This is a genomic window from Pseudomonas sp. VE 267-6A (assembly GCF_024126555.1).
Taxonomy (GTDB): Bacteria; Pseudomonadota; Gammaproteobacteria; order Pseudomonadales; family Pseudomonadaceae; genus Aquipseudomonas; species Aquipseudomonas palmensis.
In genome coordinates, this window is record NZ_JAMYBY010000001.1 from 198,208 (window position 1) to 224,116 (window position 25,909).

A 25,909-nucleotide genomic window follows, 5' to 3' on the forward strand; every position below is an offset into this window, starting at 1 on the left:
TCAACGACTCACAGCAATCGCCCGGTCACTCATGATACGCGGAGTCAGGAAGACCAGCAGCTCGGATTTTTTCTCTTGGATGACAGCGCGACGAAACAGCCGCCCAACATACGGCACATCGCCGAAAAATGGCACCTTGTCGACAACATTACTTTGCACGGTGGCATACACCCCGCCGATCACGATGGTCTCGCCATCCCCCACCTGAACCTTGGCATTCACCTCGTTCTTGCGGATCGGCGGCACGCTGTTGAGGGCATTGAGGTAGTCCGGCTCGTCCTTGGTGACCTTGACCGTCATGATCACCCGGTTGTCGGCCGTGATCTGCGGGGTCACCTCCAGCGACAGCGAGGCCTCGCGAAAGGTGGTGGACGTAGTGCCGTTGGCGCCCGACTCCTGATACGGCACCTCGGTACCCTTGAGAATGCGCGCGGTTTCCTTGTCGGCGGTGACCACCTTGGGCTGGGAGATGATTTCGCCATTGCCGGTCTTTTCCATCGCGCTGAGCTCCAGGTCGAGCAGCACACTGTCGCGCACCAACCCCAGGCCGATACCCGAGGTGGCCCGTTCCACCCCCAGGTCGACGAACGGCAGCCCGTCGGCGGCCAACCCGCCTGCGCGCAGGCCGCCGCCCAGTTGCACCGCCCCGCCCCAGCGCACCCCCAGGCTTTTTTCGTAATCGACATTGGCCTCGACGATGCGCGCCTCGATCATCACCTGGCGAACCGGTACATCGAGCTGCGCGAGCAGCCGCCGCAGGTCGGCCAGGCGTGCCGACGGCTGGCTGGCAATGATGGTGTTGGTGCGCTCGTCGACCGTGATCGCGCCGGGGTCGTCGTCCTCGACCATGGCCTGGAACAGCTGCACGATGTCCCCGGCCCGCGCATGGCTGACCGTGAGCAGTTCGCGCACCAGCGTGGGCGGGGCCTGCGCCGCACGGGCCTGGGTATCGTGCCCGGCCAGTTCGGCCAAAGGCGCCACCAGCAGCACGTTGCCCTCCTGACGCCGACCCAGGCCCTTGCTGCGCAGCACCAGGTCCAGTGCCTGTTCCCAGGGCACCTCGTGCAGGCGCAGGGTCACCTTGCCCTGTACTGCATCACTGGCCACCAGGTTGACCCCGGTGAAGTCGGCCAGCACCTTGAGCACCGAACGCACCTCGACATCCTGGAAACTCAACGACAGCGACTCGCCGCCATACCCTGCCCCCTCGGCCCCAAGCCCTGCACCTGCTACCGGCAGCGCCACCATCAGTACCGCACACAGGCGGAACATCCTGTTCATCCACGACCTCCCTGGTCAGTTGACGACGTGTCGAGCCACCCCATTGGCTTCGATCACCTGCGAGCGCTCCACCCAGCCGGCGCCCTCGACCCATACCTGCTCCTCGAGCTCGACCTGCTGCGCATCGATGCGCACCACCCGCCCCTTGTCCGGCCCCAGCCGGTCACCTTCGCGCAACGGGTACAACGCCCCCGCAACACGGATCAACGCGACCCCGCCGCGACGGTCGGCCAGGTGCCCAACCAGTTCCATCTGTTCCAGCGGCACGTGTTCCAGCGCAAATTCGAGCGCTGCGCGCGCCGGCGCGGCAAAGGGATCGCGCGCCTCCGCCAGCACCGGCGCCGGCTGCGCCACGGGGTCGACCGGCAGGCCGGACGCATAGGCCTTGAGGTGCATCTGCAGACGCAGTTGCCCACGCCCCGCCAGCGGCGCCAGGTGAAGGTCATGCAGGGTCACGCGCTCAGGCAGTGTGGCCAGGGCGTCGACAAAACCGGCCAGCGCGGCGAAGTCGCCCACCACCTGCAGGTGCACCGGCATTTCGGCATGCAGGGCCTGCGGCTGCGCCGGCAACACTTTCACCTGCTCGAACACCAGGCCCCGCCCGGCCCGGGCGACAGCCTGCAGCAGGCCGGGCATGCCGCCCGCTGGCAGCAGCCGGGCCTGGGCCTCCCGCAGGCGTTGCTCCAGGCCGAGCAAGCGGGCCTGCTGCTCGTCCAGCCGGGCGACCTGGTCTGCCTGCGCTTGCCAGGCCTGCTGCAACTCGGCCCCACGCGCCAGCGCCCGCTCAAGCGAAGCGTTCGCCCCGCGCAGGTGCAGCCCATAACCGCTACCGAGCGCCAGCAGCAGGCAAGCCGACAGCAACAGCGCCTTGTACCGCCGAGGCCACGCTGCCATCAGGTACCAGTCGAGAGCCGGGCTCATGGCTGCACCTGCGCACGGAGGTGGAACACCTCGCCGGCGGCGGTGGCCTTGATCTCCTGCAACTGCACCTCGCTCAGGCCAGGGGCCTGATCCAGATTGCGCAGCAGTTGAGTGACCGACGCCCGCCCCTGTGCCACCCCCTCCAGGCGCAGCGCGCTGCCCTCGAGCGCCAGTGCAGTCAGTTGCAGCCCTTGCGGTACCCGCGTGGCCAGCGGTGCAAGTACCTGCCCACCTGGGGACGCGGCGCGCAGCACGGCATCCAGCCCCTGGATGCGCTCCTGCAGCGCATCGCCCCGGGCGGTCAGGTCGGCCAGTTCTGCCAGCGGGCCCTCAAGCCGGGCGATGGCATCGCGCAGGGCCGCATTGGCCTGCCCCTGGTGCGCCAGGCGATAGGCGCCATGCCGGTCCAGCAGCACCACGATGGCGAGCCCCAGCAGCAGAGCCACCAGCATCAACCCCTGCAACTGCCGCACACTGCGCTGGCGTTGCCAGGCCCGCCACGGCAGCAGGTTGATATCGCGCCTCACGGGGCACGCCTCATCGCCAGCCCATAGGCCAGCGCCAGGGCGGGTTCGGCGGCATCGAACACCGTGGTTTCGATACCCAGCCGACGCTGCACTTCCAGCGCCCGGGCCGAATCGGCAGCCGCCCCGGTCACCACCAGCCGCGCCGGTGCAGGGCCCTCCAGGGCCTGCAACCAGCGTTCGATGCAGGCAGCCAACGCCTGCGGCACATCGGCCACTGCACCCGCGTCGGCACGCCATGCCTGGTGCTGTGCATGCAGCGCCCAGTGCCCTGGCTCGACCCGCACCACGGCGACCGCGTCATCGTCCGCCCCGACCGCGCGCAACAACGCCAGGCTGTCGGTCTCGACCACCCGCGCACGCAGGCCTGCCAGCTCCAGTGCCGCCTCCAGCCCGTCGAGCCAGCCCTGATGACAGGCATACACCCCCACCGCCTCGTAGCACGGGTCGTGCGCCACCGAGCCGCGGCACTCGAAATCGAAGGCCGCCTCGTCCAGGGCAAAGGGTATGAAAGGTTCGGCCTCATGGCACAGGCGAGCAATCAGGGCATCCTCTGCCAGCCCCGCCGGCACCTGCACGGTCTTGCTCAGCACGGCCGCGGCCGGAATCGCCAGCGCCGCCTCGCGCAAGGTGGCACCGCTGCGGGCCAGGGCATCGCCCAGCACCTGCGCCAGCTGTGCCGGGTCGGCCACCCGGCCGTCCTGCAGCACGCCCGCCGCCAGCGTCTGCACGGCCTGCGCACGCACCTCGAAGGCCCCTGCCACCTGCCGCAGCTGCAGCAATCGCACCGCGCAACATGAAATATCGATACCCAGCAGTGAACCGGCATCCTTGCCGAAACGTCCAAACATTGGCTTTCCCTGGCATCCGCCTGCTTCGACCGGCCCCCAGACAGGGCACCGGTCAGCCCGTGCACCGCGCAACCCACGCGGCACAGTGAAAATTGCTTATAATGCCCAGCGTTTTTTCTCGTCGATCAGCCCTGCGCTCAATCCATATTTCAAACTGGACACCCCAAAGCCTTGATACGCCTGCTGAAGTTCTTCTGGTGGTCTTTCGTCGCAGTCATCTGTGCCGTCGTGCTCGGTCTGAGCGGCGCGTTTCTGTATCTTAGCCCCAGCCTGCCCTCGGTAGAGGCCCTGAGAAGCATCCAGTTGCAGATCCCTTTGCGGGTATACAGCAGCGATGGAAAGCTGATTGCCGAGTTCGGCGAGATGCGGCGTTCTCCCATCCGTTTCGCCGACATTCCCCCGCATTTCATCCAGGCTTTGCTGTCCGCCGAAGACGACAACTTCGCCAATCACTATGGGGTCGACCCCAGCAGCCTGATGCGCGCTGCAACACAATTGCTCAAGTCCGGGCACATCCAGACCGGCGGCAGCACCATCACCATGCAAGTGGCGAAGAACTTCTTCCTCAGCAGCGAACGCAGCTTCTCGCGCAAGACCAACGAGATCCTGCTGGCCCTGCAGATCGAGCGCGAGCTGACCAAGGACGAGATCCTCGAGCTGTACGTGAACAAGATCTACCTGGGCAACCGTGCCTACGGCATCGAAGCCGCAGCGCAGGTGTACTACGGCAAGTCGATCCGTGACGTGAGCCTGGCGCAGATGGCGATGATCGCCGGCCTGCCCAAGGCACCGTCGCGCTTCAACCCGCTGGCCAACCCGACGCGCGCCAAGGAACGCCGCGACTGGATCCTGGGGCGCATGTACAAGCTGGGCAAGATCGACGAAGCCAGCTACCAGGCTGCCCTGGCCGAACCGATCAACGCCAGCTACCACGTGCCGACGCCCGAGGTGAATGCCCCGTACATCGCCGAGATGGCCCGCGCCGAGATGGTCGGCCGCTACGGCAGCGACGCCTACACCGAAGGTTTCCGCGTGACCACCACGGTGCCGAGCGACCTGCAGGAAATGGCCAACAGCGCCGTGCTCGATGGCCTCAGTGCCTACGACCACCGCCACGGCTACCGCGGCCCCGAGTCGCGCCTGCCGGGCAAGACCCAGGCCGCCTGGCTGCAGGAGCTGACCAAGCTGCGCCCACTGGGCGGGCTGGAACCGGCCATCGTCACCCAGGTCGACAAGACCGGCCTGCAGGTGCTGACCAAGTCGGGCCAGACCGAGACCGTGGCCTGGGACACCATGAAATGGGCCCGCCCATTCCTCAACACCAACAGCCAGGGCCGCGCCCCGCAGCAGCCGGGCGATGTGGCCCAGGTCGGCGACGTGATCCGCGTGCAACGCACCGGCGAAGGCGAACTGAAGTTCAGCCAGGTGCCGGGCGCCCAGAGCGCACTGGTGACCCTGGACCCGAACAACGGCGCCATCCGCGCTCTGGTGGGCGGCTTCTCGTTCGAGCAGAGCAACTACAACCGCGCCATGCAGGCCAAGCGCCAGCCGGGCTCGAGCTTCAAGCCGTTCGTCTACAGCGCGGCGCTGGACAACGGCTACACCGCCGCCAGCCTGGTCAACGACGCCCCTATCGTGTTCGTCGACGAGTACCTGGACAAGGTGTGGCGACCCAAGAACGACACCAACACCTTCCTTGGCCCGATCCGCATGCGCGAGGCGCTGTACAAGTCGCGCAACCTGGTATCGATCCGCCTGCTGCAGGCCATGGGCGTGGACAAGACCATCGACTACATCGCCCGTTTCGGCTTCAACAAGCAGGACCTGCCGCGCAACCTGTCGCTGGCGCTGGGCACCGCGACCCTCACACCGATGGAGATCGCCACCGGCTGGAGCGCGTTTGCCAACGGCGGCTACAAGATCACCCCGTACCTGATCGACCGCATCGAAAGCCGCAATGGCGAGACGCTGTTCACCGCCAACCCGCCCAGCGTGCCCCGGGGGCATCAGGACGAGGCCGGGATTGGCGCCGCCGAAACGCCGATCGTCACCGATGCGGCACTGGGCGCCGACGTGAGTGCGGTGGCGCCGCAGGTGCCGGCGGTGGCCGAGCAGATCATCGACGGACGTACCAGCTACATCCTCACCAGCATGCTGCAGGACGTGATCAAGCGTGGCACCGGGCGACGCGCCCTGGCGCTGGGGCGCACCGATCTGGCGGGCAAGACCGGTACCACCAACGAGTCCAAGGATGCGTGGTTCTCCGGCTACAACGCCGACTACGTGACCACCGTATGGAGCGGCTTCGACCAGCCCGAGACCCTGGGCCGTCGCGAGTATGGCGGTACCGTGGCGCTGCCGATCTGGATGAGCTTCATGGGCGCCGCGCTCAAGGACAAGCCGATGCACACGCTGCCGCAGCCTGAAGGCATCCTCAGCCTGCGGGTGGACCCGGTGAGCGGCCGTGCGGCCACGCCGAGCACGCCTGATGCGTACTTCGAGCTGTTCAAGGCCGAAGACACCCCGCCGTCGGTCAACGAGCTGGGTGGCAGTGCGCCAGGCAGCCCGCTGCCGGCGGACGAGTCGGCGCCGATCGATCTGTTCTGATGGGGTAACCCGGGGGCTGCCCTGCAGCCCATTCGCCAGCACAATTACCAGCCCCAAACAAAAAGCCCCGACTCTCGCGAGCCGGGGCTTTTTGCTACAACGCTACAACGGCTCAGCCGTTGAACACGTCATCAACGCTCTTGAGCGGGTAGTTCTTCGGATACGGCAGGGTCGCCACACCGCTTTCGATCGCAGCCTTGGCCACGGCATCGGAAACCACGGTGATCAGGCGTGCGTCCATCGGCTTCGGAATGATGTACTCACGACCGAATTCCAGCGCGTCGACGCCGTAGGCAGCGCAGACTTCCTTGGGCACCGGCAGCTTGGCCAGGTCTTTCAGGGCGTTGGCGGCAGCGATCTTCATCTCTTCGTTGATGCGCTTGGCGCGAACGTCCAGGGCACCACGGAAGATGAACGGGAAGCCCAGTACGTTGTTGACCTGGTTCGGGTAGTCGGAACGACCGGTGGCCATGATCACGTCGCTGCGGGTGGCGTGGGCCAGCTCCGGCGAGATTTCCGGGTCCGGGTTCGAGCAGGCGAACACGATCGGGTTCGGTGCCATCGACTTGAGGCCTTCAGGGCTCAGCAGGTTCGGACCGGACAGGCCGACGAACACGTCAGCGCCTTCCAGGGCATCGGCCAGGCTGCGCTTGTCGGTAGCGTGGGCGAACACCGCCTTGTACTGGTTCAGGTCGTCACGGCCAGCGTGGATCACGCCGGTACGGTCGACCATGAAGATGTTTTCGATCTTCGCGCCCATGCTCACCAGCAGCTTCATGCAGGAGATGGCCGCAGCACCGGCGCCCAGGCAGACGATCTTGGCATCGGCGAGGGTCTTGCCCGCGATTTCCAGGGCGTTGATCATGCCGGCCGCGGTCACGATCGCGGTGCCGTGCTGGTCATCGTGGAACACCGGGATGTCGCACTGCTCGATCAGCGCGCGCTCGATCTCGAAGCACTCGGGTGCCTTGATGTCTTCCAGGTTGATGCCACCGAAGGTGATCGAGATGCGCTTGACGGTGTCGATGAAGGCCTGCGGGCTTTCGGCATCGACTTCGATGTCGAACACGTCGATACCGGCGAAACGCTTGAACAGAACACCCTTGCCTTCCATCACCGGCTTGGACGCCAGTGGGCCCAGGTTGCCCAGGCCGAGGATGGCGGTGCCGTCGGAAATGACTGCTACCAGGTTGCCCTTGCCGGTGTACTGGTAGGCCAGCTCCGGGTCACGGGCGATTTCACGTACTGGCTCGGCAACACCCGGGCTGTAGGCCAGCGCCAGGTCGCGAGCAGTCGCGGTCGGTTTGGTGAGCTCTACGCTCAGTTTCCCCGGACGAGGCTGAGCATGGTATTCGAGAGCGGCAGTTTTCAAATCTGACATGATGGGCATTCCGCTTTTACTGTTCTGACGGACCGCCGAGGATACGCAAAGAGCAATGGGCCGACAAGACTGCCCGGTCACTTGTGTCAAGGCCTTTAGCCTACGACTTTAAGCCAAGAGCCGCAGCCCGCAAGGCTTTCAGTGTGTACAATCCATTTTTAAAATGTTCACAATTTATTATCTTTATTGTCTTTCCAGCATCGTCGGGTCGGTGAGTGGCAGCATCCAGCGCGCCTGACCCGGCTTGAGCCCGCCCTTGCGGGAACGATCCAGCACCCAACCGCGGGCTTCGACGCGCCGGCCTTCGAGGCCGTCGGTGAAATCAGGCGCAAAGTTGCGCGACAACCTGGCCGGCACCTGAAGCACCAGCGAATGGCCCAACTCGATCCAGATGGCGCCACCGCTGTGCTCGACCGACTGAACCTGGCCAGCGACCAGCGCAAAACCGGCCTGGCGCAGGTGCCCCGGCGCGATCACCGGCGGCTGGCCCCACAGCCCCGCGCGGGCGCTGCGGGCGGCCTGTTCAGCCTGTTGATGGCAGTCGCGCAGGGCGATGTTGGGCGCTACCGCGATGCGATAACCCAGACCCTCGCCCAGCAGTTGTTCTTCCAGATTGTGACCAGAGCGGTCGAACACATGGGCCAGGGTGCGCTTGTATTTGTCGCGCGGCTCTGTACCCGGCAGCAGCTCGACCCGCCCGCCACTGGCCTTGACCAGGGCCTGCAAACGCTGGCGCGCGGCCACCGCATAGGGCTCGCTGGGCCGCCCCTTGCGCCCGATCTCGGGAGCATTGATGCCGATCAGGCGCACATTGCGCCCATCCTTCAGACGCAAGGTATCGCCGTCGATCACCTGGCGTACCGCAACGCTCTGCACCTCGCGCTGCGCGTCGGCCGGCAGCGTACACAGCGCATGCGCCGGCAACTGCCAGATCGCGGCCACAAAAAAGGCGCCCACCAGGGACGCCTTCTTCAACAGCATTGCCAAGCCCATGGGGCCAGCTTCGCGCCGTCTTACTTCTTGGCACCGAACATGCCGAAACGGTCGGCGAACTTCTGTACGCGGCCGCCGGTGTCCAGCACTTTCTGCTTACCGGTGTAGAACGGGTGGCACTCGTTGCAGACGTCGGTGGCCAGTGGAGCGCACAGGGTCGAACGGGTCTGGAACACATTGCCGCAGCTGCAGGTGACTGCGACTGCTTCATAATTCGGATGAATTTCTGGTTTCATGGTCACTTCCTCGACTGCGTGCCGCCACCCAACACCATTGTTGAATACCGCACGTAATTAGGCGGCGAATAATACCAGAGCATGCCATCAGCGCAAGTTGTCGCTTGTACCGACTGTCGTCTGCTAGGCTCGGCGGCTACCGAATTGCCCTTCAGAGACCCTGCGCGTGTCCGACGTCATCCTTCGCCTTGCCTTGCCCTCGCCCCTGCGGCGGTTGTTCGACTACAGGGCCCCGGCAAGCATGGCGCACACCGCATTCACCCCCGGCATGCGCCTGCGCGTGCCGTTCGGGCGCCGCGAGATGATCGGCATCCTGGTGGAGGTGTGCGAGCACAGCGAGGTGCCCGCCGACAAACTCAAGCCCGCCATCGCCCTGCTTGACCCGGTATCGCCGATACCGCCAGCCCTGTTCAAGCTGTGCGTGTGGACCGCGCAGTACTATCAGCACAGCCTGGGCGACACCCTGAGCTGGGCGCTGCCGGTGCTGCTGCGCCAGGGCGAGCCGGCCGAAGCGCACCAGGAACGCTTCTGGCAGGTGGCCCCGGGGGCGCGCCACGACGACCCGCGCATCGCCCGCGCACCGCGCCAGCGCGATGCCCTGGCCACCCTGGCGCAGCATCCGCACGGCGTGGCCCACGGCCTGCTGAGCAAGCTCAAACTGAGCAAGGACAGCCTCGACCTGCTGCTGGCCAAGGAGCTGGTGCAGGTGGAGGTACGCCGGCATGCCCCGCCGGCGCGCCACGAACACTGGCTGGCACAGCCCGAACTGCCGCTCAACGATGAACAGAAGGCGGCGTTTCATGCGGTGCAGGCAGGGTTCGGCAGCTTCCATGCCTTTCTGTTGGCCGGGGTCACCGGCAGCGGCAAGACCGAGGTCTACCTGCAACTGATCCGCGAGACCCTGGAGGCCGGCAAGCAGGCGCTGATCCTGATTCCGGAGATCAACCTCGGGCCGCAGACCCTGGCGCGCTTCGAGCAGCGCTTCAATGCGCGCATTGCCCTGCTGCATTCGGCAGTCAACGACCGCGAACGCCTCAAAGCCTGGCTGGCAGCCCGTGATGGCGAGGCCGACATCATCATCGGTACCCGCTCGGCGCTGTTCACGCCCATGAAGAACCCGGGCCTGATCATCATCGACGAGGAGCACGACGGCTCCTACAAGCAGCAGGAAGGCCTGCGCTATCACGCCCGCGACCTGGCCCTGGTGCGCGCGCACCAGGAGCACATCCCGATCCTGCTGGGCTCGGCCACGCCATCGCTGGAAAGCCTGCACAACGCCTACTCCGGTCGTTACGGCCTGCTGCGCATGAACCACCGCGCCGGTGGCGCCAAGGCGCCGCGCTTCCTGCGCCTGGACGTCAAGAGCCGGCCCCTGGACAGCGGCATCAGCGGGCCCATGCAACAGGCCATCGGCCAGACCCTGGCCGCCGGTCAGCAGGTGCTGGTGTTCCTCAACCGTCGCGGCTTTGCCCCCACGCTGCTGTGCCACGACTGCGGCTGGCTGTCGGAATGCCCGCGCTGCGATGCGCGCATGACCGTGCATCAGCGCTCCGGCGAACTGCGCTGCCACCACTGCGGCTATGACGAGCGCGTACCGCGCCAGTGCCCGCAGTGCAACCATGTGGACCTGCGCCCGGTAGGTGCAGGCACCGAGCGCGCCGAAGAGCGCCTGAGCATTCTGTTTCCGGATGTCCCGGTGCTGCGCGTGGACCGCGACAGCACCTCGCGCAAGGACGCGATGAACCAGCTGTTCGCCACAGTGCAGCGCGGCGAGCCGTGCATCCTGGTCGGCACCCAGATGCTGGCCAAGGGGCACCACTTTCCGCGGGTCACCCTGGTGGCGATCCTGGATGCCGATGGCGGGCTGTTCTCCGGGGATTTTCGCGCCAGCGAGCGCATGGCCCAACTGATCGTGCAGGTGGCAGGGCGTGCCGGGCGTGCAGAGGAGCCAGGCAAGGTGATCATCCAGACGCACCTGGCCGACCATCCTCTATTGGTACAGCTTACCGAGCAGGGCTATTTCGCGTTTGCCGAACAGGCCCTGAGCGAGCGCCGCGCCGCCGGCCTGCCGCCCTTCGCGCACCTGGCGCTGCTGCGCGCCGAGGCGCACAAGCCGGGGCAGGCCGAGAGCTTTCTCGATGAGGCCTGCAGCGCCGCCGAGCAGTTGCTGGCAGAGCACGACCTGCACGGCATCGAGCTGCTGGGCCCGGTGCCGGCGCCGATGGAGCGACGGGCGGGACGTTTTCGTGCGCAATTGTTGTTGCAGGCCAATGCAAGGGCATCCTTGCATCGTCTGATGAGCGCCTGGCTGTTAGTGTTGGAGCAGATGCCGAGCGGGCGACAGGTGCGCTGGTCGCTGGATGTGGACCCGGTCGACCTGTACTGACCGCTTCGCCGGCAACGCCGGCTCCTACAGGTTTGATGAGCCCTGGCCCTCTGCAGAGCCTGCATTGTCGGCCAAAGGGCCCTAAAGGTTGGCAACCTCGCCCCGGCAACGGATAATACCCAGTTTTTCCACCTGCGCATCCAGGCGCCGCCGCGCTTGCGGTCGAAAGAGAAGCCCATGAAAGACACCATTCGCCAGCTGATCCAGCAAGCCCTCACCCAACTCGTCAACGACGGTGTGCTGCCTGACGGGCTGACGCCGGCGATCCAGGTGGAAAACGCCCGGGACAAGACCCACGGCGATTTCGCCAGCAACATCGCGATGATGCTGGCCAAGCCCGCCGGCCTCAAGCCGCGCGACCTGGCCGAGAAACTCATCGCCGCCCTGCCCGCCGACCCGCAGGTCAGCAAGGTGGAGATCGCAGGCCCGGGCTTCCTCAACTTCTTCCAGAACACCCAGGCCCTGGCCTCGCGCCTGGATGCCGCACTGGCCGACGCCAGGCTCGGCGTGCACAAGGCCGGCGCCACGCAGAAGGTCGTGATCGACATGTCGGCGCCCAACCTGGCCAAGGAAATGCACGTCGGCCACCTGCGCTCGACCATCATCGGCGACGCCGTGGCCCGTGTGCTGGAGTTTCTCGGTGACGATGTGGTACGCCAGAACCACGTGGGCGACTGGGGCACCCAGTTCGGCATGCTGATGGCGTACCTGGAAGAGAACCCGATCACCAGCGAAGAGCTGTCGGACCTGGAGAACTTCTACCGCGCCGCCAAGAAGCGGTTCGACGAGTCCAGCGAGTTCGCCGACCGCGCCCGTGGCCTGGTGGTCAAGCTGCAGGCCGGCGACCCCGAGTGCCTGAAGCTGTGGACCCGCTTCAAGGACATCTCGCTGTCGCACTGCCAGAAGACCTACGAGCTGCTCAACGTCAAGCTGACCATGGCCGACGTGATGGGCGAAAGCGCCTACAACGACGACCTGGCCAATGTGGTCGAGGACCTCAAGGCCAAGGGCATGCTGGTGGAAAGCAACGGCGCCCAGTGCGTGTTCCTCGACGAGTTCAAGAACGCCGAGGGCGAGCCGCTGCCGGTGATCATCGTCAAGGCCGACGGCGGCTACCTGTACGCCACCACCGACCTGGCCGCCGTGCGCTACCGCAGCGGCGTGCTCAAGGCCGACCGCGCCCTGTACTTCGTCGACCAGCGCCAGGCCCTGCACTTCCAGCAGGTGTTCGCGGTGGCCCGCAAGGCCGGCTTCGTGACCCACCCGATGGACATGGAGCACATGGGCTTCGGCACCATGAACGGCGCCGACGGCCGCCCGTTCAAGACCCGCGACGGCGGCACCGTGAAGCTGATCGACCTGCTCAACGAAGCCAAGGAGCGTGCCTACGCCCTGGTCAAGGAGAAGAACCCGCAGCTGCCTGAAGAAGAACTGCGCGCCATCGCCAAGGTGGTGGGCATCGGCGCGGTCAAGTACGCCGACCTGTCCAAGCACCGTACCAGCGACTACAGCTTCAACTTCGAGCTGATGCTCAACTTCGAAGGCAACACCGCGCCTTACCTGCTGTACGCCTACACCCGCGTGGCCGGCGTGTTCCGCAAGCTGGGCAAGGGCTTCGACCAGGTCGAAGGCGAGATCCGCTTGCAGGCACCGCAGGAACAGGACCTGGCCGCGCGCCTGGCGCAGTTCGGCGAAATCCTGAACAACGTCGCCGAAAAAGGTACCCCGCACGTACTGTGCAGCTACCTCTACGACGTGGCCGGCCTGTTCTCCAGCTTCTACGAGAACTGCCCGATCCTCGCCGCAGAAACACCCGAACAGCAGCAGAGCCGCCTGCGCCTGGCCGCCCTGACCGGTCGCACCCTCAAGCAGGGCCTGGAACTGCTTGGCCTGGAAACCCTGGAGCGCATGTAAGTTGGCTGCCAAGAAAAAACCTGCTCCCAAGCGCGGCGCCAGCCGCTATCAGGCCCCGGCCAAGCAACCGATACCGGGCTGGATGTGGCTGGCCATCGGCCTCACGGTCGGTGCGTTCATCGTGTTCTTGATGAAACTCGAGCCCAGCCGCGACGAGGTCAAGCGCACCAAGCCTGAAGCCCAGCAGAAGGCCGAGAAGATCGCCGAGGCGAACAAGACCGCGCCGAGCCCGCAGCAGCCGGTCAAGCCCAAGTACGACTTCTACACACTGCTGCCCGAGTCGGAAGTGATTGTGCCGCCCGAAGCCGTGCCGGAGAAAACCCCGCCGGTACCGGCGCAGCCACCGGTGACCCCGGCCGAGGCGGCCAAGATCGACACCGCCCGCGCCCAGGCCGCGCTGCTGGGGCAGACCCCGCCACCGGCACCGCCGGTGATCAAGCCGGCCGCTACCACGCAGTTCTACCTGCAGGCGGGCTCGTTCCGCAAAGAGGCCGATGCCGACAAGGTGCGTGCGCAGATCATCCTGCTCGGCCAGGCGGTGAAGGTGGAGTCCGGTACGGTGAAGGAAGAGACCTGGTACCGCGTGCTGGTCGGCCCGTTCAGCAATCGCGAACAGCTGACCGTGGCGCAGAAGCAACTGGCCGGCAGCGGCTTCAACAACCTGCTGCTGCAACAGCGCCAGATACGCCAGTAACCCCGATGTTCGGCGGCCCGCAGCAGCGGGCCGCCTGCTTTCAGGCCCGCGCCTGCACGTTCTTGAGCGATACCTGGGTGTTCAGCGTCCAGAAGTCGTACAGCACCCCCAGCAGAAACAGCCCGCCGGTAAAGGCATAGATCACGCCGCTGATCCACTTGCCCTGGTACATGCGGTGCACGCCGAATATCCCCAGGAAGGTCAGCAGGATCCAGGCCAGGCTGTAGTCCAGCGGGCCGGCGTGAAAGCGCAGGTCGGCCTCGCTGTCCATCTTCGGGATCAGGAACAGGTCGATCAGCCAGCCGATACCGAGCAGGCCCAGGGTGCAGAACCAGATGGTGCCGGTCACCGGCCTGCCGTAGTAGAAACGGTGCGACCCGGTAAAACCGAAGATCCACAGCAAGTAGCCGAGGACCTTGCTGTGGGTGTCCTGGGGCTGCGCCTGTTGCTGATAACTGTTCATTCATAGCCTCCACGGTTTAGAGAGAAATTTTCTAAGAAAAAATGTGACTTTTACGTGCTCAGCCGACGTATGGCGCCTCTGCAATCGACCAACGGACCAGAATTCGATCAAAAAGCTGTTATAAAGTTGCGCGCTTAACCAACAAGAGCCCTGCCCATGCGACCTTTTTTCAAGACATGGCTGACTGTTTGCCTTTTATTGCCACTGGCCGCCCACGCCACCAACCGTGAGCAACGTCTTCCCAACGGCTTCAACGTGCACACCACCAGCACTGCAGCCGTACGCTCGACCAAGGGCGCCCACGCCAAGGTCACCTCGTCCGCCGCCTCTTCCAAGGTCGCCAAGACCACCCGCCAGGTCGCCTCGATGCCGGCCAAGCAGAGCAGCGATGTGCTCAGCCGCGCGGTGAACGTGCTGGGCACCCCGTACCGCTGGGGCGGCAGCAGCCCGAGCAAGGGCTTCGACTGCAGCGGGCTGGTCAAGTACGCCTTCAACGACATCGACGAGGTCGACCTGCCGCGTACCTCCAACGCCATGGCCAGCGGCCACGGCGTGAAAGTCGACCGCAAGGACCTCAAGCCCGGCGACCTGCTGTTCTTCAACATCAAGAGTCGCCGCGTCAACCACGTGGCCATCTACCTGGGCAACGACCGCTTCATCCACGCGCCACGGCGCGGCAAGCGGGTCAGCATCGATACCCTGAACAAGCCCTACTGGCAGAGCCACTACGTGGTCGCCAAGCGCGTACTGCCCAAGGAGCAGCCGCAAACCCAGCTGCGCCTGGCCAAACGCTAGACCTGATCGGGCGAACGCGCGTTCGCCCTGGCCGTTTCCAGGCTGACGATTCCCCGCCTCACCAGGCCCTGCAGGCTGCTGTCCAGGGTCTGCATGCCCAACGCCGCGCCGGTCTGCATGGCCGAGTACAGCTGCGCCACCTTCCCCTCGCGAATCAGGTTGCGCACCGCCGGCGTGGCCAGCAGGACCTCGTGCGCGGCCACTCGCCCGCCTTGCACCCTGGGCACCAGCACCTGGGCCACCACCGCCTGCAAGGCGTCGGCGAGCATGGTGCGTACCAGGGCCTTCTCCTGCGCGGCAAACACGTCCACCAGCCGGTCGATGGCCTTGGCAGCCGAGGCGGTGTGCAGGGTCGCCAGCACCAGGTGGCCGGTTTCGGCGGCGGTCAGGGCCAGACGGATCGTCTCCAGGTCGCGCAGCTCGCCCAGCATGATCACGTCCGGGTCCTGGCGCAGCGCAGCCCGCAGCGCCTGGGCGAACCCCTGGCTGTGACGCCCCATCTCACGCTGGCTGAGCTGGCTGCGCAGCGGGATGTGGATAAATTCGAGCGGGTCTTCCAGGGTCAGGATATGCACGGCGCGCTCGCGGTTGAGGTGATCGACCAGCGCCGCCAGGGTGGACGACTTGCCTGAGCCGGTGGGGCCGGTCACCAGCACCAGCCCGGCCGGCGACTCGGCAATGCGACGAAACACCTCCGGCAGCTGCAGGCTCGCCAGCGTCGGCACCTGGTCGGGTATCAGGCGCAGTACCGCCGCCGGCCCGCGCACCTGCACGAAGGCGTTGACCCGAAAGCGCCCCAGCCCGGGCACGGCCACGGCAAAGTCCAGGTCCTGCAGCCTGGCGAAGTCCTCCTGCTGCTGTGGGCTCATGAGCTGCGCCAGCAGGGCATGCAGGTTGTCGCTGCTCAACGCCGCCGGCCCCAGCGGCTGCATCTGCCCGTCACGGCGGATCATCGGCGCACTGCCGGCCGCCAGGTGCAGATCGGAGGCGCCTTCCCTGAGCGCCAGGGCCATCAGCCCGGTCATGTCCATAACACTCCCCAAACATCGCCAAGCAGGTAGAATGCCGCAGACCCGAACAGCCGCTGGCGTTGATCCATGTCCACCATAGCAGACAACCTTTCCACGCTTGCCGACCGCATCCGCAGCGCTGCACAGGCCGCCGGGCGTGACCCCGGGCAGGTCCGCCTGCTGGCCGTGAGCAAGACCAAGCCGGCTGCCGCGATACGCGAAGTGTATGCGGCCGGCGTGCGCGACGTGGGCGAAAACTACTTGCAGGAAGCCCTGGCCAAGCAGCTCGAATTGACCGACCTGCCCTTGACCTGGCACTTCATCGGCCCCATTCAATCGAACAAGACGCGAGCAATCGCCGAGCACTTCGACTGGGTACATTCGGTGGACCGACTGAAAATCGCACAACGCCTCAGCGAACAACGCCCTGCCGGGCTGCCCGCACTGAATGTGTGCGTACAGGTCAACGTCAGCGGCGAGGCCAGCAAATCGGGCTGCAACCCCGACGAGCTGCCGGCGCTGGCCCAGGCCATCGCGGCGCTGCCGCACCTGAAGCTGCGCGGCCTGATGGCGATTCCCGAACCCACCGACGACCCGGCCGCCCAGGCGGCGGCATTCGCCCGTGTACGCCAATTGCAGGACAGCCTGAACCTGGGCCTGGACACCCTGTCGATGGGCATGAGCCACGACCTGGAAGCAGCGATTGCCCAGGGCGCGACCTGGGTGCGCATCGGCACCGCCCTGTTCGGTGCCCGCGACTACGGCCAGGCCTGACCCATGCATCGTTCACCTTCTTCAACCAAGGACCTGACATGAGCAAGACTCGAATTGCCTTCATCGGCGCCGGCAACATGGCCGCCAGCCTGATCGGCGGCTTGCGCGCCCAGGGTGTGGACGCCGCGCAGATCCGCGCCAGCGACCCGGGTGCCGAGACGCGCGCCAGGGTGCACGCCGAACACGGCATCCAGCTGTTCGAAGACAACGCCCAGGCCGTCGATGGCGCCGACGTGGTGCTGATCGCGGTCAAGCCGCAAGCCATGAAGGCGGTGTGCCAGGCGCTCAAGCCAAGCCTCAAGCCCAACCAGCTGGTGGTGTCGATTGCCGCCGGCATCACCTGCGCCAGCCTGCGCAACTGGCTGGGCGAGCAACCGCTGGTACGCTGCATGCCCAACACCCCGGCGCTGCTGCGCCAGGGCGTCAGCGGTCTGTACGCCACCGAGCAGGTATCGGCCGAACAACGCGCCGAAGCCGAGCAACTGCTCTCGGCAGTGGGCGTGGCCCTGTGGGTCGACAGCGAACAGCAACTGGATGCAGTGACCGCGGTCTCCGGTAGCGGCCCGGCGTATTTCTTCCTGCTGATCGAGGCGATGACCGCAGCCGGCGAAAAACTCGGCCTGCCCCGCGACGTCGCCTCCCGGCTGACCCTGCAAACCGCCCTGGGCGCGGCGCACATGGCCGTGGCCAGCGATGTCGAGGCCAGCGAACTGCGCCGGCGCGTCACCTCCCCCAATGGCACCACCGAGGCGGCGATCAAGTCGTTCCAGGCCAACGGGTTCGAGGTGCTGGTAGAAAAAGCACTGGGCGCCGCGGCGCACCGCTCGGCCGAAATGGCCGAACAACTGGGCAACTAAGGAGCTCTGCATGAATGCACTTTCGGGCGCCGCGATCTTCGTGGTGCAAACACTGGTCAGCCTGTACCTGGTCATCGTGCTGCTGCGCTTCGTGCTGCAGCTGGTCAAGGCCAACTTCTACAACCCGCTCAGCCAGTTCGCGGTGCGCGCCACCCAGCCGCTGCTCAAGCCGATCCGGCGCGTCATCCCCAGCGTGTTCGGGCTGGACACCTCATCGCTGATCCTGTCGATCGTGATCCAGGCGCTGTTGATGGCGTTCGTGCTGATGGTCACCTACGGCACCTTCGGCGACATCCCGCACCTGCTGATGTGGGCCGTCATCGGCGTCACCTCGCTGTTCCTGAAGATCTTCTGGGTCGCGATGATCGTGATGGTGATCGTGTCGTGGATCGCCCCCGGCAGCCACAACCCCGCCGCCGAGCTGGCCTACCAGATCAGCGAGCCGGTGCTGGCACCGTTTCGCAAGCTGGTGCCCAACCTCGGAGGCCTGGATATTTCGCCGATCTTCGCCTTCCTGGCGATCCAGGTGATCCAGTCGTTCGTGATGCCGCCGCTGGCCGCCTACGCCGGAATGCCGCAGGAACTGTTCCGCATGATCTGACCCGCACCACCCCCGGCCGCAAGCCGCGCCATGTTGCTTGCCGCTGGGGGTGGCGGTCTTTAGACTTACGCCTCATTCAAGCGTGAGCAGGGTCGATGTCCACTGTCTTTCCCGAAGATTCGGTCGGTCTGGTAGTACCGCAACTGGCGCGATTCGATGAGCCCCTGGCCCTGGCCTGCGGTCGCTCGCTGGCCAGCTACGAGCTGGTCTTTGAAACCTACGGTACCCTCAACAGCGCGGCCAGCAATGCCGTGCTGATCTGCCATGCCCTGTCCGGGCATCACCATGCCGCCGGCTACCACAGCCCCGACGACCGCAAGCCGGGCTGGTGGGATAGCTGCATCGGGCCGGGCAAGCCGATCGATACCAACCGCTTCTTCGTGGTCAGCCTGAACAATCTCGGCGGCTGCAACGGCAGCACCGGCCCCAGCAGCGTCAACCCGGCCACCGGCCAGCCCTACGGCGCCGACTTCCCGGTACTCACCGTGGAAGACTGGGTGCACAGCCAGGCGCGCCTGGCCGATCGCCTGGGCATCGGCCAGTGGGCCGCCGTGGTGGGCGGCAGCCTGGGCGGCATGCAGGCGCTGCAATGGACCATCACCTACCCCGACCGCGTGCGCCACTGCCTGGACATCGCCTCGGCACCCAAGCTGTCGGCGCAGAACATCGCCTTCAACGAAGTGGCGCGCCAGGCCATCCTCACCGACCCCGAGTTCCACGGCGGCTCGTTCCAGGCCGAAGGCGTGATCCCCAAGCGCGGGCTGATGCTGGCGCGCATGGTCGGGCACATCACCTACCTGTCGGATGACTCGATGGGCGAGAAATTCGGCCGCGAGCTCAAGAGCGACAAGCTCAACTACGACTTTCACAGCGTCGAGTTCCAGGTCGAAAGCTACCTGCGCTACCAGGGCGAGGAGTTCTCCGGGCGTTTCGATGCCAACACCTACCTGCTGATGACCAAGGCGCTGGACTACTTCGACCCCGCCGCCAGCCACGGCGGCGACCTGGCCGCGACCCTGGCCCACGTCACCGCCGACTACTGCGTGATGTCGTTCACCACCGACTGGCGTTTCTCGCCGGCGCGCTCGCGGGAGATCGTCGATGCGCTGATCGCCGCGCGCAAGAACGTGTGCTACCTGGATATCGACTCGCCGTATGGCCACGATGCCTTCCTGATCCCGACCCCGCGCTACATCACGGGATTCACGAACTACATGAACCGCATCGTCTGCTGAGGACCCCATGAGAGCCGACCTGGAAATCATCCAAGACTGGATCCCCGCCGGCAGCCGGGTACTCGACCTCGGTTGCGGTACTGGCGAGCTGCTCGCCTCGCTGCGTGACACCAAGCAGGTGGCTGGCTACGGCCTGGAAATCGACCCCGACAACATCGCCCAGTGCGTGGCCAAGGGCGTCAACGTCATCGAGCAGGACCTGGACAAGGGCCTGGGCAACTTCGCCAGCAACAGCTTCGACGTGGTGGTCATGACCCAGGCCCTGCAGGCCGTGGAGTACCCCGACCGGATCCTCGACGAAATGCTGCGCGTGGGCCGCCAGTGCATCATCACCTTCCCCAACTTCGGCCACTGGCGCTGCCGCTGGTACCTGGCGACCAAGGGTCGCATGCCAGTGTCGGACTTCATGCCGTATACCTGGTACAACACGCCGAACATCCACTTCTGCACCTTCGAGGATTTCGAGGCGCTGTGCAGCGAACGTCGCGCCCAGGTGCTCGACCGCCTGGCGGTCGACCATATGCACCGGCATGGGTGGGCGAGCAAGCTATGGCCTAATCTTCTAGGGGAGATCGGCATTTACCGTGTCAGCAGCCCGGGCCTGCAGGAACACAAGGTCGCGGTTTGAACAACCCACACTGGAGGAGACAGATCATGGGTCGCTTGTTGAGCTTTTTACTGGTTGCCTGCCTGAGCACGACGGCGCTTTCTGCCGATGCGATCAAGGGCGAGCGCAAGGAAGTCTTCGGTGACACCACGGTGCACTACAGCACCTTCATCTCCACCTTCCTGCAGCCGGACATCGCCAAGGCGGCGCAACTGGTGCGCAGCAAGAACCAGGGCGTGATCAACGTGTCGGTGATCAAGGCCGGCAAGCCGCAGGTGACCCAGGTCAGCGGCAGCGTCAAGGACCTGAGCAGCCGCACGGTGCCGCTCAGCTTCAAGCAGATCACCGAACAGGGCGCGATCTACTACATCGCCCAGTTCCCGGTGGAGCAGCAGGAAACCCGCACCTTCACGATCAATGTTGCAATTGGTGGCAAGACCGAGACCATCAGTTTCAACCAAGAGCTCTTCCCAGGCGAATGATGAACATCCAGCAACTCGTATTGGCCAGCCACAACGCCGGCAAACTCAAGGAACTGCAGGCCATGCTCGGTGACACCGTGCAACTGCGTTCGATTGGCGAATTCAGCAGCGTCGAGCCGGAGGAAACCGGCCTGTCGTTCGTCGAGAACGCCATCCTCAAGGCGCGCAATGCCGCACGTATCTCCGGGCTGCCGGCCCTGGCCGACGACTCGGGCCTGGCGGTGGACTTTCTCGGTGGTGCGCCGGGCATCTACTCGGCGCGCTACGCCGATGGCCAGGGCGACGCGGCAAACAACGCCAAGTTGCTCGAGGTACTCAAGGACGTGCCGGACGCCGAGCGCGGCGCGCAGTTCGTATGCGTGCTGGCGCTGGTACGCCATGCCGACGACCCGCTGCCGATCCTGTGCGAGGGCCTGTGGCATGGACGCATCCTGCACCAGGCCAGCGGTGCCCACGGCTTTGGCTACGACCCGCTGTTCTGGGTACCAGAGCGCGACTGCTCCAGCGCCGAGCTGAGCCCCGCAGACAAGAACCAGATCAGCCACCGCGCCCGCGCCATGAGCCTGCTGCGTCAGCGCCTGGGCCTGCAATGACCGACCGCACGCCGGCACAGCCACTGCATCTGGGCGAGGCTGGCTTCAGCTCCAACGCACCTCGGGCGGCACTCGCGCAGTTGCCGCCGCTGTCGCTGTACATCCATATCCCGTGGTGCGTGCGCAAATGCCCGTACTGCGACTTCAACTCCCATGCCGCCACCCCGCAGCTGCCGGAAGAGGCCTACGTCGACGCCCTGCTCGCCGACCTCGACCAGGAGCTGGGCGCGGTGTACGGGCGACCGATCAGCTCGATCTTCTTTGGCGGCGGTACCCCGAGCCTGTTCAGTGCCCGTGCGCTGGGCCGCCTGCTGGCGGGCGTGGAGCAACGCATCCCGTTCGCCGCCGACATCGAGATCACCCTGGAGGCCAACCCCGGGACCTTCGAGCAGGAGAAGTTCAAGGCCTACCGGCAACTGGGCATCAATCGCCTGTCGATCGGCGTGCAGAGCTTCCAGCAGGCCAAGCTCCAGGCGCTGGGGCGCATCCACAACGGTGACGAGGCGGTTCGTGCGGCCGGCATGGCGCGTGCGGCGGGGTTCGACAACTTCAACCTGGACCTGATGCACGGCCTGCCCGACCAGTCGCTGGACGATGCGCTGGGCGACCTGCGCCAGGCCATCGCGCTCAACCCTACCCACCTGTCGTGGTACCAGCTGACCCTGGAGCCGAACACGGTGTTCTGGAACCAGCCGCCGCTGCTGCCCGAGGACGACATCCTGTGGGATATCCAGGAGGCCGGGCAGGCGCTGATGGCCGAGCACGGCTACCGCCAGTACGAAGTGTCGGCCTACGCCCAGCCAGGGCGCCCGGCGCGGCACAACCTCAACTACTGGAGCTTTGGCGACTTCATCGGCATCGGCGCCGGTGCCCACGGCAAGCTCAGCCACCCGGACGGGCGCATCGTGCGCACCTGGAAAACCCGGCTGCCCAAGGACTACCTGAACCCGGCCAAGGCGTTCAAGGCGGGCGACAAGCTGCTGGCGGTGGACGAACTGCCGTTCGAGTTCCTGATGAACGCCCTGCGCCTGACCGAGGGCGTGGAGGCTGCGCTGTTCGCGCAGCGTACCGGCCTGCCGCTGGAACAACTGGCGGCGGCGCGCCGTGAAGCCGAACAAAAGGGCCTTTTGCAGGTCGAACCGACGCGGCTGGTGGCAACATCGCGGGGCCAGCTGTTTCTCAACGACCTGCTGCAGTATTTCTTGACCTAAGGATAGCGAATGGACCTGGTACTCGACCTGCTCTCGACCGTCTCCCGCTGGAGCCGCAGTAACCTGTCGGAGATCTCTCTGGCGCTTGTAGGCTGTTTGCTGGTGTTGTTCGGCACCGACATCAAGGGCTGGGTCGAACAGCGCTTGGGCGGGCTGGCAGGTGCGTTGCGCGTGCCGTTCATGGCCCTGCTGGTGCTGATCGGCAGTGGTGCGGCGTTGATCTATGCCACGCCGTGGGTGGTACGCGGGCTGAGCCAGTTCAACAACTATGCACTGGCGCCGGTGCTGCTGGTGGTGCTGGTGTTGCTTGGCGTGGTCGCAGACCGCCGCTAGAAGCTTCGCCAGCAAGGCTGGCTCCTACAGGATCTCGCTGAATCTGTAGGAGCCGGCCTTGCCGGCGAATGGCCGTGATGCGGTCTTAAGCCAGCTTCTCGAACTTCAGATCCCACACCCCATGCCCCAGGCGCTCGCCACGGCGTTCGAACTTGGTGATCGGACGCTCGGCAGGGCGAGGTACGCACTTGCCGTCTTCGGCCAGGTTCCTGTACCCCGGCGCGACATTCATCACTTCCAGCATGTACTCGGCGTACGGTTCCCAGTCGGTCGCCATGTGGAACACGCCGCCCACCTTCAGCTTGCTGCGCACCAGCTCGGCAAATTCCGGCTGCACGATGCGACGCTTGTGGTGACGGCTCTTGTGCCACGGGTCCGGGAAGAACAGCATCAGGCGGTCCAGGCTGTTGTCGGCCACGCACTTGTTCAGCACTTCGATGGCATCGCAGTCATACACCCGCAGGTTCTGCAGGCCCTGGGTCAGCACGCCATTGAGCAGCGCGCCCACGCCCGGGCGGTGCACTTCGACACCGATGAAGTCCTGCTCGGGCGCGGCGGCAGCCATCTCCAGCAGGGAATGGCCCATGCCGAAGCCGATCTCCAGGGTGCGCGGCGCCGAACGGCCGAACACCTGGTCGTAATCCACCGGGCTGTCGGCCAGTGGCAGCACGAACAGCGGCGCGCCCTGGTCCAGGCCGCGCTGCTGGCCTTCGGTCATGCGCCCGGCACGCATCACGAAACTCTTGATGCGGCGGTGTTGGCGTTCTTCGCCTTCGGCGGTGATCGGCGATTCTTGCGATTCAGTCATCAGGGGCTCTTACTTGATCAGACCATCCAGCGGCGACGAGGCGCTGGCATAGAGTTTTTTCGGCATGCGGCCGGCCAGGTAGGCCAGGCGGCCTGCCACGATGGCGTGCTTCATGGCTTCGGCCATCATCACCGGTTGTTCGGCATGGGCGATGGCGGAATTCATCAGCACTGCCTCGCAGCCCATTTCCATGGCAATGGTGGCGTCCGACGCGGTACCCACACCGGCATCGACCAGCACCGGCACTTTCGATTCCTCGAGAATGATGCGCAGGTTGTACGGGTTGCAGATGCCCAGGCCCGTACCGATCAGGCCTGCCAGCGGCATGACCGCGATGCAGCCGATTTCGGCCAGCTGACGCGCGATGATCGGGTCGTCGCTGGTGTAGACCATCACGTCGAAACCGTCCTTGACCAGCACTTCGGCGGCCTTGATGGTTTCGATCACGTTGGGGAACAGCGTCTTCTGGTCGGCCAGCACTTCGAGCTTGACCAGGTTGTGCCCGTCGAGCAGTTCGCGGGCCAGGCGGCAGGTGCGCACGGCCTCGACCGCGTCGTAGCAGCCGGCGGTGTTCGGCAGGATGGTGTAGCGGTCCGGTGGCAGCACGTCGAGCAGGTTCGGCTCGCCCGGGTTCTGGCCCAGGTTGGTGCGGCGCACGGCGACGGTGACGATCTCGGCACCCGAGGCCTCGATGGCCAGGCGGGTTTCTTCCATGTCGCGGTACTTGCCGGTACCGACCAGCAGGCGCGACTGGAAGGTACGACCGGCCAGCGTGAAGGGCTTGTCGCTACGAACATTGCTCATCGGTAATCCTCTTGAAGGTTGAGGGACTTGCAGGTGAAGCGCGTGGGCCTAGCCGCCGCCGATGGCGTGAACCACCTCGACCTGGTCGCCTTCGCGCAGGGCGGTGGCGTCGTGCTGGCTGCGCGGCACGATGTCCAGGTTCAGCTCCACCGCCACCCGGCGACCTGCGAGGTCGAGCCGGGTCAGCAGGGCCGCGACGCTTTCGCCGTCGGGCAATTCGAAAGGTTCACCGTTCAGTTGAATGCGCATGCGCACGGCCGCCATTGTTTTTAGGGGCCCGCATTCTAGCCCCTATCCGGGGCTGAACCCAAGGCCAAGCGGCGCCATTCGTCTCGATCCGGACCCGCGGGTCAACCCAGGCGCCAGGCCGCCAGGCCCAGGCACAGCCAGCCGCCGAGGAAGGCCAGGCCGCCAAAAGGGGTGATGATGCCGAGCTTGCCGATGCCACTCAGGGTCAACAGGTACAGGCTACCGGAAAACAGCACGATGCCCAGGCAGAACAGACCACCGGCCCAGGCCGTGAGTCGCCCGGGCAGGTGCGCCCAGAGCACTGCCACGCCCAGCAGGGCCAGGGCGTGCACCAGCTGGTAGGTGACGCCGGTATGGAAGATCGCCAGGTACTCCTGGCTCAGGCGGCCCTTGAGGCCATGGGCGGCGAAGGCACCGAGGGCCACGCCGGTAAAGCCGAAAAAGGCGGCGAGCAACAGAAAGCTGCGAAGCATGCGCAAGACTCCTTGGGGGCACAGGGTCTGTATAATGGCCCGCTCATTCGGTTCGGCCAAGCCATCTCTATGCTTTCATCCCTGATCCGCCGCCTCACCCGCGCCCTGCTCTGGTTCGCCGTTGCCAGCGTGTTGCTGGTGCTGCTGTTTCGCTGGGTACCGCCGCCGGGCACCATGCTGATGGTCGAGCGCAAGGTGGAATCGTGGGTCGACGGCCAGCCCATCGACCTGCAACGCGACTGGCGCCCATGGGGCGAGATTTCCGATGAACTGAAGGTGGCGGTGATTGCCGGCGAGGACCAGAAGTTCGCCGGGCACTGGGGTTTCGACTTCAATGCCATCCAGGCCGCGCTGGCGCACAACGAGCGTGGCGGCACGCTTCGCGGCGCCAGCACACTGAGTCAGCAGGTGGCCAAGAACCAGTTCCTGTGGGCCGGCCGCAGTTGGCTGCGCAAAGGGCTGGAGGCATGGTTTACCGCACTGATCGAGCTGCTGTGGTCCAAGGAGCGCATTCTGGAGGTGTACCTCAACAGCGCCGAGTGGGATGACGGCGTGTTCGGCGCCCAGGCAGCGGCGCGCCATCACTTCGGTACCGATGCGAGCAAGCTGACGCGCCAGCAGGCCAGCCTGTTGGCGGCGGTGCTGCCCAGCCCGCGCAACTGGAGCGCAAGCCGGCCCAGCAGCTATGTGGCGCGACGGGCGGCGTGGATTCGTCAGCAGATGAGCCAGCTGGGCGGCAGCGGCTACCTGGTGCAACTGGATGAGCCGCGCAAGGCGCCCTGGGCCAACTGAAACAAAGAGGGCCCCTTCGCCGGCAAGGCCGGCT

General features: G+C 65.7%; 27 protein-coding genes and 1 pseudogene. 15 read left to right on the plus strand and 13 right to left on the minus strand.

Translation table 11 applies throughout. The features are described from left to right. The 4 genes from NJH59_RS00845 to pilM are packed head-to-tail and all read right to left on the minus strand — an operon-like array spanning nucleotide 1 to nucleotide 3,577. Nucleotides 1-1,248 carry a type IV pilus secretin PilQ gene (locus tag NJH59_RS00845; RefSeq protein ID WP_231390559.1) on the minus strand — a complete coding sequence of 416 codons (1,248 nt, stop codon included), beginning with the start codon at nucleotides 1,246-1,248 and terminating at the stop codon, nucleotides 1-3. A gap of 48 nt (nucleotides 1,249-1,296) precedes the next feature. Further along, on the minus strand, nucleotides 1,297-2,202 hold the full coding sequence (locus NJH59_RS00850; RefSeq protein WP_088514653.1) for a pilus assembly protein PilP: 906 nt from the start codon (nucleotides 2,200-2,202) through the stop codon (nucleotides 1,297-1,299). Next, complete coding sequence (locus NJH59_RS00855) at nucleotides 2,199-2,729, minus strand: PilN domain-containing protein (RefSeq protein WP_253086234.1); 531 nt, start codon at nucleotides 2,727-2,729, stop codon at nucleotides 2,199-2,201. Before NJH59_RS00855 ends, NJH59_RS00850 begins: the two co-directional genes overlap by 4 nt. Continuing rightward, complete coding sequence (pilM, locus tag NJH59_RS00860; protein ID WP_253086235.1) at nucleotides 2,726-3,577, minus strand: pilus assembly protein PilM; 852 nt, start codon at nucleotides 3,575-3,577, stop codon at nucleotides 2,726-2,728. The genes NJH59_RS00855 and pilM overlap by 4 nt, the downstream gene beginning before the upstream one ends. Nucleotides 3,578-3,751: 174 nt before the next feature. Between pilM and NJH59_RS00865 the strand changes: the two genes are divergently transcribed. After that, on the plus strand, nucleotides 3,752-6,184 hold the full coding sequence (locus NJH59_RS00865) for a penicillin-binding protein 1A (RefSeq protein WP_173925097.1): 2,433 nt from the start codon (nucleotides 3,752-3,754) through the stop codon (nucleotides 6,182-6,184). Between the two features lie 112 nt (nucleotides 6,185-6,296). On the opposite strand, the gene NJH59_RS00870 is transcribed toward NJH59_RS00865, so the two are convergent. From NJH59_RS00870 to rpmE, 3 genes are all read right to left on the minus strand, one after another. Further along, complete coding sequence (locus NJH59_RS00870) at nucleotides 6,297-7,565, minus strand: malic enzyme-like NAD(P)-binding protein (protein WP_043860148.1); 1,269 nt, start codon at nucleotides 7,563-7,565, stop codon at nucleotides 6,297-6,299. 183 nt (nucleotides 7,566-7,748) lie between these two features. Next, nucleotides 7,749-8,546 (minus strand): thermonuclease family protein, encoded by a 798-nt coding sequence (locus NJH59_RS00875; protein WP_253086236.1) that lies wholly within the window; start codon nucleotides 8,544-8,546, stop codon nucleotides 7,749-7,751. Between the two features lie 32 nt (nucleotides 8,547-8,578). Next, the gene (gene rpmE, locus NJH59_RS00880) at nucleotides 8,579-8,794 is read right to left on the minus strand and encodes a 50S ribosomal protein L31 (protein WP_043860144.1); all 216 of its coding nucleotides are present in this window, start codon (nucleotides 8,792-8,794) and stop codon (nucleotides 8,579-8,581) included. A 166-nt stretch (nucleotides 8,795-8,960) separates the two neighbouring features. Between rpmE and NJH59_RS00885 the strand changes: the two genes are divergently transcribed. The 3 genes from NJH59_RS00885 (at nucleotide 8,961) to NJH59_RS00895 (ending at nucleotide 13,788) form a co-directional block, all read left to right on the plus strand. Continuing rightward, entirely contained in the window at nucleotides 8,961-11,180 is a 2,220-nt protein-coding gene (locus NJH59_RS00885; protein ID WP_078481693.1) for a primosomal protein N', read from the plus strand. Between the two features lie 177 nt (nucleotides 11,181-11,357). Further along, a complete protein-coding gene (argS, locus tag NJH59_RS00890; RefSeq protein WP_043860142.1) occupies nucleotides 11,358-13,094 on the plus strand; it encodes an arginine--tRNA ligase in 1,737 nt (578 codons plus the stop codon). A gap of 1 nt (nucleotide 13,095) precedes the next feature. Then, nucleotides 13,096-13,788, plus strand: a complete 693-nt coding sequence (locus NJH59_RS00895) for an SPOR domain-containing protein (protein WP_043860141.1) — start codon at nucleotides 13,096-13,098, stop codon at nucleotides 13,786-13,788. Nucleotides 13,789-13,828: 40 nt separating this feature from the next. Here the strand turns inward: NJH59_RS00895 and NJH59_RS00900 are convergent, their stop codons facing one another. Continuing rightward, the gene (locus NJH59_RS00900; RefSeq protein ID WP_043860140.1) at nucleotides 13,829-14,251 is read right to left on the minus strand and encodes a TM2 domain-containing protein; all 423 of its coding nucleotides are present in this window, start codon (nucleotides 14,249-14,251) and stop codon (nucleotides 13,829-13,831) included. Between the two features lie 156 nt (nucleotides 14,252-14,407). Here NJH59_RS00900 and NJH59_RS00905 point away from each other — a divergent pair, with 156 nt between their 5' ends. Further along, nucleotides 14,408-15,046 (plus strand): C40 family peptidase, encoded by a 639-nt coding sequence (locus NJH59_RS00905; RefSeq protein WP_043860139.1) that lies wholly within the window; start codon nucleotides 14,408-14,410, stop codon nucleotides 15,044-15,046. Here the strand turns inward: NJH59_RS00905 and NJH59_RS00910 are convergent. Next, a complete protein-coding gene (locus tag NJH59_RS00910; RefSeq protein ID WP_058541786.1) occupies nucleotides 15,043-16,077 on the minus strand; it encodes a type IV pilus twitching motility protein PilT in 1,035 nt (344 codons plus the stop codon). The genes NJH59_RS00905 and NJH59_RS00910 overlap by 4 nt on opposite strands. A 66-nt stretch (nucleotides 16,078-16,143) precedes the next feature. Here NJH59_RS00910 and NJH59_RS00915 point away from each other — a divergent pair, with 66 nt between their 5' ends. The 9 genes from NJH59_RS00915 (at nucleotide 16,144) to NJH59_RS00955 (ending at nucleotide 22,749) form a co-directional block, all read left to right on the plus strand. Continuing rightward, complete coding sequence (locus tag NJH59_RS00915) at nucleotides 16,144-16,830, plus strand: YggS family pyridoxal phosphate-dependent enzyme (protein ID WP_054915543.1); 687 nt, start codon at nucleotides 16,144-16,146, stop codon at nucleotides 16,828-16,830. Between the two features lie 38 nt (nucleotides 16,831-16,868). Then, nucleotides 16,869-17,687, plus strand: coding sequence for a pyrroline-5-carboxylate reductase (gene proC / locus NJH59_RS00920; RefSeq protein ID WP_116052385.1), 819 nt, complete (start codon nucleotides 16,869-16,871; stop codon nucleotides 17,685-17,687). 10 nt (nucleotides 17,688-17,697) lie between these two features. Then, nucleotides 17,698-18,288, plus strand: a complete 591-nt coding sequence (locus tag NJH59_RS00925; protein ID WP_054915542.1) for a YggT family protein — start codon at nucleotides 17,698-17,700, stop codon at nucleotides 18,286-18,288. A 95-nt stretch (nucleotides 18,289-18,383) separates the two neighbouring features. Continuing rightward, nucleotides 18,384-19,523, plus strand: a complete 1,140-nt coding sequence (locus tag NJH59_RS00930) for a homoserine O-acetyltransferase (protein WP_043860134.1) — start codon at nucleotides 18,384-18,386, stop codon at nucleotides 19,521-19,523. A gap of 7 nt (nucleotides 19,524-19,530) precedes the next feature. Further along, entirely contained in the window at nucleotides 19,531-20,151 is a 621-nt protein-coding gene (gene metW / locus NJH59_RS00935) for a methionine biosynthesis protein MetW (RefSeq protein WP_043860133.1), read from the plus strand. A 26-nt stretch (nucleotides 20,152-20,177) separates the two neighbouring features. Next, the gene (locus NJH59_RS00940; protein WP_253086237.1) at nucleotides 20,178-20,612 is read left to right on the plus strand and encodes a DUF4426 domain-containing protein; all 435 of its coding nucleotides are present in this window, start codon (nucleotides 20,178-20,180) and stop codon (nucleotides 20,610-20,612) included. After that, entirely contained in the window at nucleotides 20,609-21,205 is a 597-nt protein-coding gene (rdgB, locus tag NJH59_RS00945; protein ID WP_043860131.1) for an RdgB/HAM1 family non-canonical purine NTP pyrophosphatase, read from the plus strand. Before NJH59_RS00940 ends, rdgB begins: the two co-directional genes overlap by 4 nt. After that, nucleotides 21,202-22,416 (plus strand): radical SAM family heme chaperone HemW, encoded by a 1,215-nt coding sequence (gene hemW, locus NJH59_RS00950; protein ID WP_253086238.1) that lies wholly within the window; start codon nucleotides 21,202-21,204, stop codon nucleotides 22,414-22,416. Before rdgB ends, hemW begins: the two co-directional genes overlap by 4 nt. Before the next feature lie 9 nt (nucleotides 22,417-22,425). Further along, nucleotides 22,426-22,749: a DUF3392 family protein gene (locus tag NJH59_RS00955; RefSeq protein WP_043860129.1), complete on the plus strand. Its 324-nt coding sequence runs from the start codon at nucleotides 22,426-22,428 to the stop codon at nucleotides 22,747-22,749. Nucleotides 22,750-22,834: 85 nt separating this feature from the next. On the opposite strand, the gene trmB is transcribed toward NJH59_RS00955, so the two are convergent. From trmB to NJH59_RS00975, 4 genes are all read right to left on the minus strand, one after another. Further along, complete coding sequence (trmB, locus tag NJH59_RS00960) at nucleotides 22,835-23,557, minus strand: tRNA (guanosine(46)-N7)-methyltransferase TrmB (protein WP_043860128.1); 723 nt, start codon at nucleotides 23,555-23,557, stop codon at nucleotides 22,835-22,837. A gap of 9 nt (nucleotides 23,558-23,566) precedes the next feature. Next, nucleotides 23,567-24,361, minus strand: a complete 795-nt coding sequence (locus NJH59_RS00965) for a thiazole synthase (RefSeq protein ID WP_043860127.1) — start codon at nucleotides 24,359-24,361, stop codon at nucleotides 23,567-23,569. 48 nt (nucleotides 24,362-24,409) lie between these two features. Continuing rightward, nucleotides 24,410-24,610 carry a sulfur carrier protein ThiS gene (gene thiS, locus NJH59_RS00970; protein WP_043860147.1) on the minus strand — a complete coding sequence of 67 codons (201 nt, stop codon included), beginning with the start codon at nucleotides 24,608-24,610 and terminating at the stop codon, nucleotides 24,410-24,412. A 101-nt stretch (nucleotides 24,611-24,711) separates the two neighbouring features. Then, nucleotides 24,712-25,083, minus strand: a complete 372-nt coding sequence (locus NJH59_RS00975; RefSeq protein WP_043860126.1) for a DUF423 domain-containing protein — start codon at nucleotides 25,081-25,083, stop codon at nucleotides 24,712-24,714. Between the two features lie 34 nt (nucleotides 25,084-25,117). On the opposite strand from NJH59_RS00975, the pseudogene mtgA reads away from it, so the two are divergent. Then, nucleotides 25,118-25,875, plus strand: a pseudogene (gene mtgA / locus NJH59_RS00980) (monofunctional biosynthetic peptidoglycan transglycosylase). The last annotated feature ends 34 nt before the right edge of the window (nucleotides 25,876-25,909 follow it).

Bases quoted from the DNA above. Each gene is read 5' to 3' on its own strand.
- NJH59_RS00845 (WP_231390559.1), bottom strand. From the start codon at position 1,248: ATGGTGGCGCTGCCGGTAGCAGGTGCAGGGCTTGGGGCCGAGGGGGCA.
- NJH59_RS00850 (WP_088514653.1), bottom strand. From the start codon at position 2,202: ATGAGCCCGGCTCTCGACTGGTACCTGATGGCAGCGTGGCCTCGGCGG.
- pilM (WP_253086235.1), bottom strand. From the start codon at position 3,577: ATGTTTGGACGTTTCGGCAAGGATGCCGGTTCACTGCTGGGTATCGAT.
- NJH59_RS00870 (WP_043860148.1), bottom strand. From the start codon at position 7,565: ATGTCAGATTTGAAAACTGCCGCTCTCGAATACCATGCTCAGCCTCGT.
- NJH59_RS00875 (WP_253086236.1), bottom strand. From the start codon at position 8,546: ATGCTGTTGAAGAAGGCGTCCCTGGTGGGCGCCTTTTTTGTGGCCGCG.
- rpmE (WP_043860144.1), bottom strand. From the start codon at position 8,794: ATGAAACCAGAAATTCATCCGAATTATGAAGCAGTCGCAGTCACCTGC.
- argS (WP_043860142.1), top strand. From the start codon at position 11,358: ATGAAAGACACCATTCGCCAGCTGATCCAGCAAGCCCTCACCCAACTC.
- NJH59_RS00900 (WP_043860140.1), bottom strand. From the start codon at position 14,251: ATGAACAGTTATCAGCAACAGGCGCAGCCCCAGGACACCCACAGCAAG.
- NJH59_RS00905 (WP_043860139.1), top strand. From the start codon at position 14,408: ATGCGACCTTTTTTCAAGACATGGCTGACTGTTTGCCTTTTATTGCCA.
- NJH59_RS00910 (WP_058541786.1), bottom strand. From the start codon at position 16,077: ATGGACATGACCGGGCTGATGGCCCTGGCGCTCAGGGAAGGCGCCTCC.
- NJH59_RS00915 (WP_054915543.1), top strand. From the start codon at position 16,144: ATGTCCACCATAGCAGACAACCTTTCCACGCTTGCCGACCGCATCCGC.
- proC (WP_116052385.1), top strand. From the start codon at position 16,869: ATGAGCAAGACTCGAATTGCCTTCATCGGCGCCGGCAACATGGCCGCC.
- NJH59_RS00925 (WP_054915542.1), top strand. From the start codon at position 17,698: ATGAATGCACTTTCGGGCGCCGCGATCTTCGTGGTGCAAACACTGGTC.
- NJH59_RS00930 (WP_043860134.1), top strand. From the start codon at position 18,384: ATGTCCACTGTCTTTCCCGAAGATTCGGTCGGTCTGGTAGTACCGCAA.
- metW (WP_043860133.1), top strand. From the start codon at position 19,531: ATGAGAGCCGACCTGGAAATCATCCAAGACTGGATCCCCGCCGGCAGC.
- NJH59_RS00940 (WP_253086237.1), top strand. From the start codon at position 20,178: ATGGGTCGCTTGTTGAGCTTTTTACTGGTTGCCTGCCTGAGCACGACG.
- rdgB (WP_043860131.1), top strand. From the start codon at position 20,609: ATGATGAACATCCAGCAACTCGTATTGGCCAGCCACAACGCCGGCAAA.
- hemW (WP_253086238.1), top strand. From the start codon at position 21,202: ATGACCGACCGCACGCCGGCACAGCCACTGCATCTGGGCGAGGCTGGC.
- NJH59_RS00955 (WP_043860129.1), top strand. From the start codon at position 22,426: ATGGACCTGGTACTCGACCTGCTCTCGACCGTCTCCCGCTGGAGCCGC.
- trmB (WP_043860128.1), bottom strand. From the start codon at position 23,557: ATGACTGAATCGCAAGAATCGCCGATCACCGCCGAAGGCGAAGAACGC.
- NJH59_RS00965 (WP_043860127.1), bottom strand. From the start codon at position 24,361: ATGAGCAATGTTCGTAGCGACAAGCCCTTCACGCTGGCCGGTCGTACC.
- thiS (WP_043860147.1), bottom strand. From the start codon at position 24,610: ATGCGCATTCAACTGAACGGTGAACCTTTCGAATTGCCCGACGGCGAA.
- NJH59_RS00975 (WP_043860126.1), bottom strand. From the start codon at position 25,083: ATGCTTCGCAGCTTTCTGTTGCTCGCCGCCTTTTTCGGCTTTACCGGC.